The sequence below is a fragment of the Fibrobacter sp. UWB11 genome, assembly GCF_900143015.1.
GTDB lineage: Bacteria > Fibrobacterota > Fibrobacteria > Fibrobacterales > Fibrobacteraceae > Fibrobacter.
The window spans coordinates 529,970-546,203 of the sequence record NZ_FSRT01000002.1 but is presented as its reverse complement, the minus strand read 5'-3'; the positions used below and the strand labels follow the sequence as shown (position 1 = coordinate 546,203).

The following is a 16,234-nucleotide window of genomic DNA, read 5'->3' as shown; positions in this document are numbered from 1 at the left end:
AATCAATTGTGGCGAAATCGCCATAATTAACAAGTCATTTTCTGTCACTAGCATTATCTATCTTTCGGGGCGGAGGCTCTATGGAAAACGACACGTTCGGCGGCGCGATACTCGCATGGGTCAAGAGCGCAAAGGCGTTCCTGAAAGTCCAGGCGGGCACGGGCGACAACCTGCTCGAAGAAGACATTCGGGAAGGGTTCACCGACTATTGCCTATGGTCCACGTTCCGGCCGGAAAGCATCGACATCGACGGCGAGCTGGACATGGAATGCCTGGACAGCGGCATGGTCCTGTTCAGGGAAAACTGCACCCCCGGAGAGGCGCTGGAATCGAGCTACCGGCAAGCCTTCGGCACCGACCTCGACAAGGACGACATCGCGGTACTGATGGAAGAATGACGCCGCCTTTTTACTTGGTGGGGGAAGAATCCCCCTGGCTCGCACTCCGTTGCTCACCACCCCCTCTGCGGGGCCTCATACGCCGGCCCCGCAACGCCCCGGCTCTACGTAAGTGAAAAAAGATGTTCCTATTTACCTAAATGGTGAAAATATGTATATTAAACTTGAGATATTGTATGCATTCAACATTTCTTGACAACAAGGCCAAAAGGCCTGGCAACCTCGTGAAAGGCATGGAGGCATAAATGCGCTATATCGACATATTCGCAGGGTGCGGCGGCTTGTCCGTTGGTTTGCAAAATGCCGGTTGGCAAGGCATATTCGCTATTGAAAAAAATAAAGATGCGTTCTCTACATTGAAGTATAATTTGATTGATCATGGTCATCATTTCCAGTGGCCCGATTGGTTGGATGTGAAAGAACATGATATCAAAAAATTTTTGGATGAAAACGAAGATAAACTTCGTGAGCTGGAAGGCCAGGTGGATTTGGTAGCAGGGGGCCCGCCTTGTCAGGGATTCTCACTTGCTGGAAAAAGGGATCTGAGCGATTCGCGTAACAAGCTTGTTAAACAGTATATAAGGTTTGTCGAGTTAGTCAAGCCCAGGGCGCTCATATTCGAAAATGTACATGGCTTTACCGTTCATTTTCAAAGCCAAAAGGGACGAATATCCCAATATTCGTCTTATGTCATAAAGAAGCTTGAAGAACTTGGTTATCGTACGGATTCCAAAGTTATTGATGTCTCCCAATACGGTGTTCCTCAAAAACGGCGTAGGTTTATCCTTGTTGCTATGCGGAATTCTGACCCATCCGAAGTATTTGCTCATTTGGAGGGCAACAAAAATAATTTCTGCCGAGAAAAAGGAATCAGACAATCTACAACTATTCGAGATGCTATTGGCGATTTGGAAGAAGCGAACGGCACATGCCAGTCTCCCGATACCAAACGGTTCCAAGCCGGGTTCTATGGTCGAGCCGATTCAGGTTATCAAAGGCTGATGCGTCAAGGACTTCGGAATCATCAGGGTGCCGTTGACAGTCATCGTTTTGTCAATCATTCTGCCGCAGTGATAAAATTGCACAACGATTTGTTGCAGAATGCCCCCAAAGGCAAGCGAATAACGCCCAAAGATGGCTTAATAGAAAATCTGAAAAGGCGTGGTGTTACAGTCCTTGATGCGAATTCTCAAGCACCGACAATAACGTCAATTCCAGATGAACTCGTTCATTACGAAGAACCGCGAATTCTTACAGTGCGCGAGCAGGCTCGAATTCAAAGTTTCCCCGATTGGTTTGAATTTAAGGGAAAATATACTTCGGGCGGAAAGTTAAGGAAAAAAGAAGTTCCTCGATATACACAAGTCGGAAACGCGGTGCCGCCATTGTTTGCAGAACAGGTGGGAAGAGCCTTGATGGAGGTGATGAATGGATAAAGTCCAATTTAAAGTCAGTTCAGCCATCAAGGATTTAGTCGGTAAAGATTTGATTCGCAATGATAACATTGCGGTTTTTGAACTTGTCAAAAATTCCTATGATGCGTTCGCTTCAAAAGTTGTCATAATATTTGAATCCGATAAGATTACGATTGCCGATAATGGTAAGGGAATGACTTTTGATGACTTGAAAAACAAGTGGCTTTTTTTGGCTTATTCCGCAAAGAAAGACGGCTCGGAAGATGCAGAAGATGAAAAACAGCAGTCTTATCGCGATAAAATTGGCAGGCATTATGCTGGTGCAAAAGGCGTAGGTCGTTTTTCGTGTGATAGGTTGGGAGAAAATCTCCAATTAACCACAAAAAAGAAAGAGTCAAAACAAACTGAACGGCTAATTGTACATTGGAAGGATTTTGAGAAAGACCAAAAAAAAGAATTTATTGACATCAATGTAGAACACGATTCTTTAGATGAAAAAGTATCGTTCCCAGAGAGAAAAAATACGGGAACTATTTTGGAGATAAGTGGACTTCGAGAAAATTGGGATCGCCCCAAGATTCTTGAATTAAAACGTTCACTTGAAAAATTAATTAATCCGCTATCCGATACTTCTAGTTTTTCTATCGAAATCGTTTGCGAAAACGAAAAGAAGCAAGATGCCGAAGAAATAAAGAAGAACGCACACGATCGTGATATAGTCAATGGCGTACTAAAAAATAGTATTGCCAAAGTTATCGGATTAAAGACCACAAAGATTGATGTTTCATTAAATGCCGATAGTATCGAAACTCTTTTGATTGACCGTGATACGAAAATTTATCAGATCAAGGAAAAGAATACTTTCGACAAACTTAAGGCTGTAAAAATAAGTCTCTATTTTCTCAACAGAGCGGCAAAGAAGAATTTCACAGAAGAAATGGGCATCCAGCCCGTTAAATATGGATCAGTTTTTCTGTTCCGTAATGGTTTTAGAATCCTTCCTTTTGGTAATCCTGGAGATGATAGCTGGAAACTCGATTATAGAGCTCAACAGGGTTATAATCGTTTTCTTGGAACTCGTGATTTGTTTGGTCGTGTTGATATTCAGACAGACAAAATTGACGAATTTAAAGAGGTCTCTAGCCGCGATGGTGGCCTAATTGAATCGGAGACAACCATTCAGTTGTTAAGGTTGTTCGATGTGGTCCACCATCGACTAGAGCGATATGTTTCTGGTGTATTATGGGGCGAAGCCTTCTTAAGAAGACAGTATTTTAAAGATAAGGCCGAAGTTGAAAGGAATAGGGCCTTATTAAGTCAGGATAAGGACTCAGATTCCGCAGAATATGTAATCAACTCTAGTCTGGGGAGTAAGATTGACTTTGTTCAGTTGGTAAAGACCCTAATTAGCGATGAAAATATCGATGTCATATACTACAATAAGGACTTGGCAAACATTTTTGAAGAGCCGAATTTGTTCGATAATGCCAATCCTCAAGTTATTACCGATTTAGAACGGATCGCAGAAAATACAAAAGATGGCAAATTGATGGCATCTGTAGAAGATGCCAGAAAAAAAATTGCTGAATTACAGAAGCAAAAAGAAGATGCTGAAAAAAGAGCCGAGGAAGCGAATCTTCGTGCGGAAAAGGCGAGCCAAGAACGAGACCAGGCGCAATATAACGCCCAAATAGCCGAGGCGAAGCAGAATAAGGCCGAATCCGAAAATAAAAGGATGCGTTCGGAAAATCTATTCTTGTCTTCGGATGTTAATAAAGATGTCAAGCAGCTAGCCTCTTTGCAACACCACATAACGCATACATCTAGTTTTATTCATGCTTTAGCACTAAAAGCGATTGATGCGATAAATTCAGACAACAAAGAGAAATCAATATCGTTTATTCAGCGAATTATTTTTGAGAATACCAAAATTGCGACACTTTCCAATTTTGTAAGCAAAGCAAAATTTGACTTGATGTCAAAAAAAATAACAAAAGATATTGTTGCTTTTGTTAACGAATATATGAACAACGTGTATTCGTTGGCTAATGAGGACATGAATATTTCAGTAGCAGAAACGACCATTTCGCATGAATTGCAATTTGCTCCGATTGATCTCATTGTTGTTCTGGATAGCCTGCTTGATAACTCTCGAAAAGCGGAGGCAAAAAACATTACTATCCAATGGGAAGAAAAAGGTTCAACGGTTTTGCTGAACTTTAGTGACGATGGACACGGGATCTCTGACGAAATTCTTCCAAAGGTTTTTGACTATCGCTTTTCTACTACGAATGGCGGAGGATTAGGCTTGTACCATGTGCAGGAAATTTGTAAAAAAATGAATGTTGACATACAAATTGACAATAAATGTCATGGCGTAAAATTTATATTTGCGTTTAAGTGAGGTTATCGTAATGAGTTTACAATACAACATCCTTTGGGTCGATGATAGAAAAGAAGAATATCAATCTTTAGAAATGGATGGAGAAATTAAATCCTATGTTCAAGGGCTTTTTTTCAACCCTTGTATTGATATGTATGATAACATAAGAGAGGCGGAAGAAAAAGCGCCGTCAAAAAAATATGATGTTATTTTCTCTGATTACAATATTGGCGAAGGCGGGGACGGTCTTGATTTCATAACGGCGATTCGAAAGAAATGTGTTAATGCTGAAGTTTTGTTCTATTCAGCTCTTCATAATCCGCCTGCAACGAATTTGGACAGGATTTCATTTCTTCGTTTAAAAGACAATCGCTCCTATGATGAGCTAAAAGAAAAAATGAAATCAGTCATCAATTTAACTTTGGAAAAACTAAATGATCTAAGCAATCTTCGTGGACTTGTCATGTCCGAGGTGAGTGAACTTGATGTAGTGATGAAAAAAATTGTTTCCGACTATTGCAATGATTCAGAAAATGAGAAAAATATGCGTGATTACATTGTTGGAACAATTGAAGAACGTAACAAGACTTCTTTAGAGAGTTCAAGTTGTAAGAAGCAATGTACGCATGTCTGGCGAACTAAGAATATCAAGGATGTTGTATTTAAACAAGGTTTTGAGTCGTATACAACGGCTAGAGCTATTAACTACATTGTTCAAAAGATAAAGGCGAAAGACTCTGAAAGCGACATAGAGTTTAATCTCGAGTCATACAAATCTGAGATTATTGATAATCGAAATATATTAGCGCATTGTCAGGCGGCATATGATGCTGAAGGAAATGAAATTCTGAAAACTTCAAAAGAAGATAAAAAGTTTAATTTCGAGGATATTATTAATATACGAAAAAATATTATTAAATATCATAATGTGTTTAAAAACCTTTCAAATGAGGTCTCATCAAATGGCTGATAATAAACTTTTGGATTTATTTGAAGAATTTCTTATTGATTGTGGGTATTCTCAAGTCACGCCATCTGGTTTGCCATCAACTGTGCCTCAATATATTCACGCAATAAAGAAAGTATGTGATGCAGAACGTGTTTCTCTAATTACACTTCCAAAATGTATTGACCAAATTGTCAAGAAGTATGATGTTGGCGGAGAAAAAGAGTTAGTCGGAAAACAAGGACATTCGACCGTAATCAATGCGTTAAAGCGTTATGCTGAATTTATTAAAGCTCTGTCTGAGCAACTGAAGAAAGATGCCTAAGAAGTTTACATTTATTGATTTATTTGCCGGATGTGGTGGGTTATCTGAAGGCTTCTATCGAGAAGGTTTTAAGGCTTTGTTGCACTTAGAATGGGATGCTACTGCTTGCCAGACTCTGCGGACAAGAATGAAACACTATGGCTACAAGGCTCCAGATATTGAGAAAGCCGTTGTATGCGATGATATTACTCGTCCAGATATTGTGGAAGAATTGTCATCACGGATTGATTCGAATGTAGACATCTTAGTTGGAGGCCCTCCTTGTCAGGCGTTTTCGACACAGGGTCGAGCTCAGGATCCAAATTCAATGAAGGATGATCCGCGTAATTACTTGTTTGAAAATTATTTGCTGGTGTTGAATCATTTTAAACCAAAGTTTTTTGTTTTTGAAAATGTTCGTGGAATCCTTACAGCAAAACCGAAGGGAAAAAGAATTTTTGACGAAATAATTTCAAAAATGCGTAAGACTTATAAGGTTTGTGATGATTCTAAAATCATTCTCTTGAACGCCGCTGATTACGGTGTCCCACAAATTCGAGAAAGAGTCATACTCATTGGCGTCAGAAACGATCTTGATATTGAGCCCGAAGAGATATATAAGAGTGTTGTAAAGACCAATAGCAACGATGAAAAATCAAAGTTGCCGCCTTATGTGACAATTAGGGATGCAATTTCGGATTTGCCTTTTGTACTCCCTTCTGAAGGCAAAGAAGTTTGGGAAAATTACGAAACAGATATTCATAACGATTTTCTTTCTAAAATAAAACCTGATGGTTTTAAGTCTGTTTATAACCATACGGCAAGAACTCAGAATGAGAAAGATCGAGAGCGCTATCGTATTTTGAGTGAGCATCAAAATTGGCAATTAAAAGATTTGCAGTGTGTTCGTCCCGATTTGGTAAATCACGATCCGAAGCATTTTGGAAACAGATATACTGTTCAAGAATGGGGTAAGCCAGGAAAAACGATTTGCGCGCACCTTTACAAGGATGGAAATCTATTCATTCATCCTGATCCAAATCAGGAACGAACTTTTACTGTGCGTGAAGCGGCTCGAGTTCAATCTTTCCCAGATGACTTTTTCTTTGAAGGTTCTAAAACAGAGCAGTATCGTCAAGTTGGGAATGCCGTGCCTCCCTTAATGGCACAGGCTTTAGCAAAGGCTATCAAAAAATTTTTGAAAAAGGTTAATTAAGTGTACGAATTTATTGATTTGTTCTGTGGTGCAGGAGGCTTTTCAACAGGGCTTGAATTGGCTGGTTTTAGGTGCATTGGAGGAATAGATAATATAGAAACCATTGTAAAAACTCACGCACTAAATCACAAACATTCAAAATCCATTTGTGGTGACATAAGAGAGATTCCGCCCGAAAAATTTGCGAAGATTATTGGTAAAAAAAAGGTTGATGTCATTATCGGAGGGCCTCCTTGCCCGACTTTTTCAACCATTGGAGACGCAAAAATTCGTTCTGTTACGGGTTTGCCAACAGAAAAGGATCCTAGAAATCAGCTGTTTTTAGAATACCTAAAGTATGTTGAATATTTTCGTCCCGAAATATTTGTTATTGAGAATGTTCCGAATTTTATAACAAAGTATAACGGCAAGATATTTAATACAGCTGTCAAGATTATTGAAAGTATTGGAAAAGAAGAAAATGGTGGAGAAGGACTCTATGAAGTAATCAAGCCTGTTCAAGTTTTGAACAGCGTATATTATGGAGTGCCACAGACAAGAAAAAGAATGCTTTTGGTCGCCCAAAAGAAATCGAAACTGAAATTTTCCTATCCAAAGCCAACTCATTATTATGATCAAGAAGATAAGAAAGGTTTGAAACATTTTGTAACCGTTGGCGATGCTATTGGTGATTTGCCTAGAATTACGGATAATTGGCGTGTTTCGGAAGTTGAGTATTCTAAATATACTCGCTTAAATGAATATCAGAAAATAATGCGTTCAAATCATAGCTCGAGATTTGTCTCTAACAACATTTGTAGAATGTCTAATGACAGAGCTAAACAGGTTTTTCCTCATATGCCTCAAGGAGGTAAATATATGGATTTACCTCCTGAAATCCGAAGAATTTTGCCGTTTAGAGAAGATATTTTCCATGATAGACTGAAACGTCTGATAATGGACCAACCTTCTTGGACTGTTATTGCGCACATTGGAATGGATGGATACATGTATATCCATCCGACAGAAAACAGAACCCTTTCTGTTCGTGAAGCGGCACGATTGCAGTCTTTCCCAGATGATTTTGTTTTTGTTGGAAATCAACAAGAGACCTATGTTCAAGTAGGAAATGCAGTTCCCCCGCTTTTAGGGAAAGCGATGGGCGAAAGCTTAATGGAATTTTTAAAGAAAAGGAGGACTAAATGAAGATCCTTATCGTTAAATTTCGAACAAACGACTTAGATCCAAGTTATGGAAAACAAGTGGAGTTTAGCTCAAAGAATGTTCAAGAGTTCTTTGAGTTTAAAAATACTGAGGAATACATCACCTTTGTTTATAATGATTATAATTTCAAGCCCTCACTTGATAAAAAAATATAAAGGGCTATTTAAAATTGAGCCCTGCACGAGGTGATTATAAAGTCTATCAAAATTTAGACGAATCACTTTTTATAAAAGATTTTTTTATTCATGAACTTGGATTATCTTTGGCCGCAAATAAAGATGATTTCTTTACATTGGCGAAGAGTTCTAGTACAGAATATTTTCTTTCATATATTCCAAATAGTTCTGATTTGGGAAAATTTATTTCTAAAAACAATTTAAGCGGGAAAATTATTGATGTCCAAAAAGAAGAACTAGATGGGGCCGCAAATCAAAGTTTTAACGCAAATACCCAATTATCTGGCATTCCTTTGCAGCGAGTTGTTTTTGGAGCCCCAGGCACCGGAAAAAGTTTTACAATAAATAAACAATCTTCTCCTTTTGAAGACCAAAAAAAGATTAGTAAAGATAAAAAAGATGAAATTAGGAACGCGATTGCTGAAGCTATTACAAAATCCAGAAAATTAACTTTGTTAAATTCTATTGGATTCAAATATTCCGATGAGTTGAAAAGTATTCAGAGGAAAGATTTGTCTAGTTATTGTGAGTATGATAAAATAGATGAACTTTATATAGGATCCAATGCAAAGCCGATTTCAGATGAAATTCAAATAGAGAAAGATGAGCAACTGACAGATATTGATTTTATTAAGGATCTCATTCAGAATAAAAAGGGAGGTAACGATTCGCTCAAATGGGCAAATGCAATCGGTTTTAAATTTGGAGATTTCTTAAAAGATTGGACTCTTGACGAACTGCGAAAGACCTTTGAACTTTCTGAACCCCAAATGTGGTGGATTTATAGGGGCGCGCAGGCTTCACAAATAAGATCGTCAGAAATAGAAACTGAAATAAAGTATGTTGAAAGAGTTACATTTCATCCCAATTATAGTTATGCACAATTTGTCGGGACATATAAGCCGGTTCAAGACAGCGATGATAAAAAGCAAATAAAATACGAATATGTTCCCGGCCCATTCATGCGTATGTATTGTGCCGCTAAGAAAAATTCCAATAATGACTTTTTGCTTATTATTGAGGAAATTAACCGGGCTAATGTTGCTGCCGTTTTTGGCGACGTATTCCAACTTCTTGATCGTAAAAATGGTGTAAGCGAATATCCCATTGCTGCTAGCGAAGATATTAGGAATTTTCTTGCTGATAATGGAATTAACGAAAAGGAACTTTGCATTCCTTCCAATATGTACATCTGGGCGACAATGAACAGTGCCGACCAGGGCGTATTCCCGATGGATACCGCATTCAAGCGTCGTTGGGAATTTGAATACATCGGTATTGATGACAACCAAGAGGGAATTGAAAAATACGACATTCCGGTAGAAATCAAAAAAGATGCGGACGGCAAAGTCATTGGTCGTGAATGGGTAAAGTGGAACGATCTTCGTCATTCAATCAATGACAAATTGACAGAAATGAAAATCAACGAAGATAAGTTGCTTGGTCCTTATTTTATTTCCGAAGAAAAACTAAAGTTGGTTGAGGGCAAAAAAGAAGATAATGCCGACGAATTTGTCAAATCCTTCAAGAGCAAGGTGCTGATGTATCTCTTTGAAGATGCCGTAAAAATGCGTCCTGGCGACCTTTTCGATGAAAATGCTGTTGGCAAGTTGCGTTTCTCGGATATATGCAAAAAGTTTGACGAAATCGGCCAAGGCATTTTTAACTTCAAGAAATGACAAAAGTAGAACCATCCCTATTTCAAGAATTGAAGCGATACTCCCTAAATGAGATTAGGGAGCGTCTGGGATGTACCTCTGAAAATGTAAAAGCCTACATAAATACACTCCGTAAATACGGGATTGTGAAAATTGTCAAGAAAGACAGTCTTGATTTCGCGGATTTGACCAACGACGACCTTGTCATAGCGGATTCTGCAGAAGAAGTTTCAGGAGCAAGCTACAAGTTTGACTTTGTTGGCATTGTCGCTGTAAAAGATAAAGTAGTCTTCTGCTACCCTAAATACACTACATATTCCGATAAAGAAAAGATTCTCGAAGAATTGAAGTTGGCAATTAAAGCTATTCGCAAATACGATTCTAAAGGCGAATTGGTTCATTTGCATAATAGGGACGATAAAGACGAGTATAACAAATTGGCTTTGTCGTTGCACATTTTGCAGGATTACTTCGAGAACGGTGTCTATACAAACATTCAGGAAATCATAGAAACCAATGGCGATGGTGAAATCGACTGGGACCGAACAATTAACGAAACCTTTGCCTATATAAAAGACAATCGCCCTTATTATCTGGAACTGAAAACACGCTCGTCGCAAAATGATGATTTTGATTATTTCAAGCGCCTTCATGAATGCATCGTTACTCAATGCTCCAAATATCTTAAGGAATTGACGATATTGGATTTCTTTGATATGCCGGAGGTCCTTCTAAGTGAATTAGATTTGAAGGACTTTGGCGATACGGATTATATCCTCTACCGTCTAGAACGAGAAATTGCAAACCAATTTATCACAAGAAAGCAGAATCTTTTAAAAACGCTTTACACATTTGTCGCCACATCCGGAACAAGTTCGCAGGAGAACTCTTATAGTCTCTATGGGACAAACTGCATGAACCTGGTTTGGGAAAAAGCCTGCGGACAGATATTTGGGAATGAGTATGAAACATTGAAAAGGCATATTCCAAAGCCGTTGTGGAAATTAGATGGCAACTTTGACAAAAATGTTGAGACGCTAATTCCAGACATTGTTACAAGATACAATTATCCTGATGGTTCAGAACTCTTTTACATTCTGGACGGGAAATACTATTTACCTCGTATAACCAATAATAAAATTAGTGGAAATCCCGGTGTTCAAGATGTTGTAAAGCAGTTTGTCTATCATAAAGCTTTCCTTGATTACATTTTCAGTCAATATCATTGCACCGTCTTTAACGCATTCTTGTTCCCAATGCTTTCTGATTCTGATGAAACGGAAAACATAAAGCTTCGCGGGCATGTGACTATGATGGATTGGGGTGTTGAAACTCTTGTCCCATTATATCTGCTGTTTTTAAGGCCGTCTTTTGTGTGGGATGCGTATATAAAAGGAAAATCCTGCAAAGACGAACTCAATAAGGTAAGAGGCGAAGTTCAATTCCAAGATGTTTTTTCAGGAATACTCGATACTTCACAGACTTTGCAGAGAAAGTCAAAAGAAAATGTTGACAATCAGCTGACTATGATCGGTTATTTAAAACAACCTTATTTCAACTTTATTGCCGATGCATTAAAGCCTGAGTCGTTTCTATTTTATTTCTACAGAACAAAAGACGGATTCAAATACCCGATTCATCCCGATTTGAAACGCTGCAAAAAATTTATCGGCTATGCAGATGACGGTCGAATTATTCGAGGGGATATTTCGAAAAACATCTCTGTTATGGATGCTGAAAAATTGCAGATAGAATTGGGGAAAAATGGATTTTCTGGCAGCGCACATTCCGCTGAAGACTATATCGTTGTGGAAATCTGCAATTATAAAATTGACGATTCTATTAGTGTAAGCGAGTTAAAGGAATCCATCAATGCGTATAAGGGAAATGATGCAACAAACGCACATTCTCCGAAAGTAATTGATGTGATTAATTAAGAATTTGACGTTGAAATAAACGGAACGAGAACACGGTTAAATTCCCATTAAGAATTATTAGCGAAGGCCGTTCCAAGGACGCTCTTGAAAAGATAAGAGATTCTAAGCGAATCAACGCCGATTATCCAGAAGCTCGCCAAATGTCAGAAGAAATTCTAGCAAACTTGTAGCAATTTGCGCAAAATAATGACGATAATTAGATATAAACTATTTAGTTTGTACATTTTATTGTAAGCAAAATATAATTTACTTTTTACGACTTTTGAAATAACAATAATATAAACTAAAGTTAGTCTATAGGCGTGATTTGAGATTGCTCCCTTAAATTTCGCATTTTTTTGTGAGCAGGATTATGTATGTCTGAATTTGAAGAAGTCGAAAAAAAGTTAGAAGATGATATCGTTCGTCGTCAGCACTATGTACCAAGATGCTATTTGAAAGCATGGGTAGATGTAAACGAACATTTAGAGTGCCAAGATAAAACTAACGGCAATACATTCACCCCAAAAGTTGAAAATGTTGCAAATCAGCAGTATTTTTATAAGACCACTCCATTGACAGGCGAACAGCTTAACTTTCTTTATCGTGCTTGGATAGAGGATTCTCAAGAACCTTTGAAAGGCCTATTGATGGGTTGGTTAAAATGTTTTTCTTTGAAAGACGAATTTTGGGCATTTTGCAAACAGGTGAAATGGGAGGCCGCGGCGAATTGGTTAGAAAAGAATACCGAGGAAAAACTTTTTTCCGTTATTGAGGGGAAAATCCCAGAATGGCGAACTAATATAGAAACTTTTTCGCCCTCATATTGGTCGATTGAAGATAACGAGATGGAATTTATTCTTTGGGTTGTTTTACAATACATACGGACGCCTCTTATGCAAGAAAAATATATTTCATGTGCAAAGCAGGTGGGTGGCGAAATTGAAAGATTGTCACTGAATACACAAAATGTTTATCGCTGGATTTTTGCGACTAGATTGGCTCATAATATAATCATGTCGGATGATATGAAAATTTTCCCGCTGGTTAATAAAACCGGAACATTGTTTATAACATCAGACCAACCAGTGGTCAATGTGTGTGCTTCGTATAAGGGTAAAGGGGAATTAACCTATAAGGATTTGGAGCTTTATTATCCTATGTCGCCTGAAGTTGCAATCTTAATCTCTCCAAGGGAGTGTTATACTAAATGGATGCCCATATCTTTGAATCAAGTTCAGGTAGATTACTACAACAAGGTGATAGAGCAAATGTCCCAAAGATTTATTTTTAAAAAGCCTTAAAAAATTTTCTTCAAAGGTATGAACTGTTTAAACCTTCGCATCAGTTTCGCCATCGAATAAGTTCTGTAAGGTAATCCCGCATTTACGTTAGGGATAGTGACCCCTTGGGGCGGAGACGCGCTTGCGCGGCTCCGTTGCAAGAGCGGCGCGGGGGTGCCGTAGGCGCGCACGGGGCGCCTTGCGATATAGCCCGACCCGGCCCTTCGGCAAGCTCAGGGGCCTGGGCCGGGGAACGCCTGTCTATAAATCTGCCTATATTCCAGCATTTAGTGCTTGACGTGTGTAATGTTTTGTATTATATTTGTAATAGAACGGAGGTTGATATGGCTACTACCGTGTTGCAGGTCCGCGTGGACGAAGAACTAAAGAACGAGGCCGCCGAGCTTTTCGAAAACCTGGGAATCGACATCCCCACGGCAATCCGCATCTTTTTCAAGCGCGCCGTCGCCGAGAAGGGCATCCCGTTCGAACTGCGCGAGCCGTCCGCCGTTTACGATGCCAATCCCGGATGGAGGGCCTTCATGGAATTGCGCAGGCAGGCCCAGCGAGGCCCCGCCGCAGGCATGAGCGAGGCTGAAATCGAGGCCGAGATCGCCGCTTATCGAGCAGGCAAGTAACTTAGTTGAGGTGGCTCATGGTTTATGCAGTCATTGACACTAATGTCATTGTGTCCGCCTTGATCACCAGGTCTCCGCAATCGCCAGTGTTGCAGGTTATTCAGAGAATTTTATCTGGCCGCGTTTGCATGCTTGTGAACAATGAGATTCTTGCCGAATACAAGGAAGTTCTTGCGCGTCCTAAATTCAATCTGGAGCAGGAAACCGTTGAGACTGTTATTTCCGAGTTGTTGAAGCACAGCCTGAATGTCGATGCTCCGCCAAGTGGAGTCGTGCTCCCCGACCCAAAGGACGTTGTGTTTTACAATGTGGTCCTGGCCAAGCGAGACGACGGCGCGTACTTGGTTACAGGTAACACCAAACATTTCCCGGTCTGCGGTTTTGTTGTTACTCCACGAGAATTTCTTGATATCGTTGATGCTCCGCTGCGTACGATGTTCGTGAATGACAGGCGAATGTTCTATAATGCGAACCCGGTTGCAAGCCGCATGCTCCGTACCATGCAACAGCTATCTGCCGATGCCGAGAAGGCCGGTTCCGCAGGTATGACGCTCGACGAGATAAACGCCGAGATAGCCGCCGCCCGGAGCGGGAAGTGAAGGATTTACCCAATAAACTACCCAATACCACCCAATCCGGTGAAATGGCTGGGAAAATATACAGCAATTTGACAGACGGTGATTGTCAAATCTCGGATACCCCAAATTTCACATTAAGCTGGATTCATTTTATAAATCGTTCGCCATTGGCGAACGATTTGGACTTCTCCGAATTTCGGAAACGGTGTTTACGAAATAGAGGGAGAACATAAGTTCACCCTTTCGTGGTTCCCAACTTGTAAGGATTGCTTACAAGTTCCTCTTGTAAAGTTTTCTTGCCCCCGTTGCGCAAGCGCCAAATGCTAGGCTCGGTCATATCCATGCAAGCATGGCTGCGACTCTCGCCTTACGCATTTGTGCCATTTTTTTTGAATAATAGGTACATTAATGCCCGACGCGATTCTCTGTCAAATGGAGAACCGCGTTTTGCGTTTTTAGAACGCTAACGCATTCGCCTCGGCAATGAAAATAAGCAAGCTTATTTTCGCTGCTCTCGGCTTAGTGCGCTTTTTTTATTCTGTAATTTCAGAATTAGGGGACGCCTCTAACATCAACCGGTCACAAGTCGTGACCACATGGAGGCTAACATGGCTAATAATAAAGAGAACTTCCCTGCAAAAGCGGTGGAATCGTTGTTCAATAAGGTTTCGAATTTGAGGCAGGTGAGGCAGTTTTTCTTGGTATATGGCAATTTGACAATCAGTGATTGTCAAATCTCCGATCCCCCTGATTTTACGTTAAGTTGGACCCATTATCTGGTTCTCATGCGCATCAAGAATGATGATGAACGTCGTTTTTACGAGATAGAGGCTACTTCCGGAAATTGGTCGGTTCGCGAGTTGCAGCGGCAGTATGGTTCAAGCCTGTACAATCGTCTGTTGCAGTGCTATGTGTTCGTTGACTTGATGGTTGACAAGTTGACGCACCAGGATCTCGGCCAGATGCAGATGTACGTAAACTATTACGACCGCTATGTAAAGCAGGATTTTGAAAAGCCTACCATCGGTATTTTGCTTTGCAAGGAGAAGAAGGATACCCTTGTGAAGCTGACTTTGCCCGAAGATGCGAATATTTACGCCTCCGCCTATGAGCTGTACCTGCCGGACAAGAAATTATTGCAGGCGAAGGTCAAGGAATGGGTAAATGAATTCGAAACGCAAGATGGTAGGGAGGTCACGTAATGGATCTTGCAAAATTCGAGAACGTCATTAACCGCTGAACGAAAACTATTCGTTTGATGCAGAGATTGCAAATGGAATGGGTGGTCAGAATGGTGGTCATTGGGAGGTGAATAACGAAATCAACTCCGACATCACCGCAGCCAAAAGCGGAAACTAAAAAAATAGCCCGCTTTCGCGGGCCTTCGTTCTAATGCTTACTTCTTCTTTGCGGTGCTCTTTTTCGGGGCGGTGAAGTAGTTCTTCATGAATTCGTCGAATTCTTCGTCTTCGATTTTGTGCATCACGGAGAGCTTGTCGAAAATCCAGCAGAGTTGTTCGTCGGTCTGGATGGCGATATAGCCGTCTTTGCGGAATACCTTGAGCTTCAGGAGGCCGCTATCCCAGCGGTTCGAAAGTTTGAAGTCTTCGAGCAGGCGTGCGTGTTCCTTGCAAATTGCAAGTTTGTCTGCAAACGAATAGATTGCCGGGTAGATGTTCGGGTTGCAGAGGTGCAAAAGGCCGTTGCGTGCGTTTGCCGGGTTCTTGGCGAACTTCTTGGAGGCGAAGTCTTCGAGCTGTTCCTTGATTTCGGAGACTGTTTTGCCGCGGGTTGCTGCCGGGAGGGTCGAGAACTGGTTCAGGATGCCCTGCAAAAAGCTGAGGTCCCAATTCTTGGAAGATGTGCCGGTGCCGGCTTTCCAGAGGCCTGCGTTGCCTTTGGCGGTGTTGGCGATGGCGTAGAGTGCGATTGCCTGTGGTGCGAATTCGCCGCCGTTGGCCGGGGCGGCGGGGATTGCTTCGACGGTTTCGCCGAGGAAGTTTTCTGCGAGGAACTGGTCGAAGGCTTCGTAGATTGCTTCTTTGCCCGGGACTTTAAAACGGGGGGCGCCATTTGCTTTGAGTTCTTTAATTGTTGCCATTTTTCGTCCTTTGTTTACT

Annotated in this window: 14 protein-coding genes and 1 pseudogene; 14 read left to right on the top strand and 1 reads right to left on the bottom strand. The window is 40.6% G+C overall.

The window, feature by feature from the left end:
• Window positions 1–80: 80 nt before the first annotated feature.
• From BUQ91_RS10735 to BUQ91_RS10675, 14 genes and pseudogenes are all read left to right on the top strand, one after another.
• On the top strand, window positions 81–398 hold the full coding sequence (locus BUQ91_RS10735) for a hypothetical protein (RefSeq protein ID WP_074209271.1): 318 nt from the start codon (window positions 81–83) through the stop codon (window positions 396–398).
• Window positions 399–643: 245 nt separating this feature from the next.
• Entirely contained in the window at window positions 644–1,834 is a 1,191-nt protein-coding gene (locus tag BUQ91_RS10730) for a DNA cytosine methyltransferase (RefSeq protein ID WP_074209270.1), read from the top strand.
• Complete coding sequence (locus BUQ91_RS10725) at window positions 1,827–4,217, top strand: ATP-binding protein (protein WP_074209269.1); 2,391 nt, start codon at window positions 1,827–1,829, stop codon at window positions 4,215–4,217. Before BUQ91_RS10730 ends, BUQ91_RS10725 begins: the two co-directional genes overlap by 8 nt.
• A gap of 10 nt (window positions 4,218–4,227) precedes the next feature.
• Window positions 4,228–5,166, top strand: a complete 939-nt coding sequence (locus BUQ91_RS10720) for a response regulator (protein ID WP_074209268.1) — start codon at window positions 4,228–4,230, stop codon at window positions 5,164–5,166.
• Complete coding sequence (locus BUQ91_RS10715; protein ID WP_074209267.1) at window positions 5,159–5,467, top strand: hypothetical protein; 309 nt, start codon at window positions 5,159–5,161, stop codon at window positions 5,465–5,467. Before BUQ91_RS10720 ends, BUQ91_RS10715 begins: the two co-directional genes overlap by 8 nt.
• Window positions 5,460–6,662, top strand: a complete 1,203-nt coding sequence (locus BUQ91_RS10710; RefSeq protein WP_074209266.1) for a DNA cytosine methyltransferase — start codon at window positions 5,460–5,462, stop codon at window positions 6,660–6,662. The genes BUQ91_RS10715 and BUQ91_RS10710 overlap by 8 nt, the downstream gene beginning before the upstream one ends.
• Complete coding sequence (locus tag BUQ91_RS10705; protein ID WP_074209265.1) at window positions 6,663–7,847, top strand: DNA cytosine methyltransferase; 1,185 nt, start codon at window positions 6,663–6,665, stop codon at window positions 7,845–7,847.
• On the top strand, window positions 7,844–8,020 hold the full coding sequence (locus BUQ91_RS15725; RefSeq protein ID WP_175566627.1) for a hypothetical protein: 177 nt from the start codon (window positions 7,844–7,846) through the stop codon (window positions 8,018–8,020). Before BUQ91_RS10705 ends, BUQ91_RS15725 begins: the two co-directional genes overlap by 4 nt.
• Before the next feature lie 14 nt (window positions 8,021–8,034).
• On the top strand, window positions 8,035–9,720 hold the full coding sequence (locus BUQ91_RS15810; RefSeq protein ID WP_217693440.1) for an AAA family ATPase: 1,686 nt from the start codon (window positions 8,035–8,037) through the stop codon (window positions 9,718–9,720).
• Window positions 9,717–11,636, top strand: a complete 1,920-nt coding sequence (locus BUQ91_RS10695; RefSeq protein WP_083601241.1) for an LlaJI family restriction endonuclease — start codon at window positions 9,717–9,719, stop codon at window positions 11,634–11,636. Before BUQ91_RS15810 ends, BUQ91_RS10695 begins: the two co-directional genes overlap by 4 nt.
• Window positions 11,637–11,992: 356 nt before the next feature.
• Window positions 11,993–12,919, top strand: a complete 927-nt coding sequence (locus tag BUQ91_RS10690) for a DUF4238 domain-containing protein (protein ID WP_074209262.1) — start codon at window positions 11,993–11,995, stop codon at window positions 12,917–12,919.
• 323 nt (window positions 12,920–13,242) lie between these two features.
• Entirely contained in the window at window positions 13,243–13,536 is a 294-nt protein-coding gene (locus tag BUQ91_RS10685) for a type II toxin-antitoxin system RelB/DinJ family antitoxin (RefSeq protein WP_074209261.1), read from the top strand.
• A gap of 17 nt (window positions 13,537–13,553) precedes the next feature.
• Window positions 13,554–14,135 carry a putative toxin-antitoxin system toxin component, PIN family gene (locus BUQ91_RS10680; RefSeq protein WP_083601239.1) on the top strand — a complete coding sequence of 194 codons (582 nt, stop codon included), beginning with the start codon at window positions 13,554–13,556 and terminating at the stop codon, window positions 14,133–14,135.
• A gap of 647 nt (window positions 14,136–14,782) precedes the next feature.
• Window positions 14,783–15,316: pseudogene (locus BUQ91_RS10675) on the top strand (PDDEXK nuclease domain-containing protein); the annotation flags it as partial.
• A gap of 194 nt (window positions 15,317–15,510) precedes the next feature.
• Here the strand turns inward: BUQ91_RS10675 and BUQ91_RS10670 are convergent.
• The gene (locus tag BUQ91_RS10670) at window positions 15,511–16,215 is read right to left on the bottom strand and encodes a hypothetical protein (protein WP_074209259.1); all 705 of its coding nucleotides are present in this window, start codon (window positions 16,213–16,215) and stop codon (window positions 15,511–15,513) included.
• Window positions 16,216–16,234: the final 19 nt, after the last annotated feature.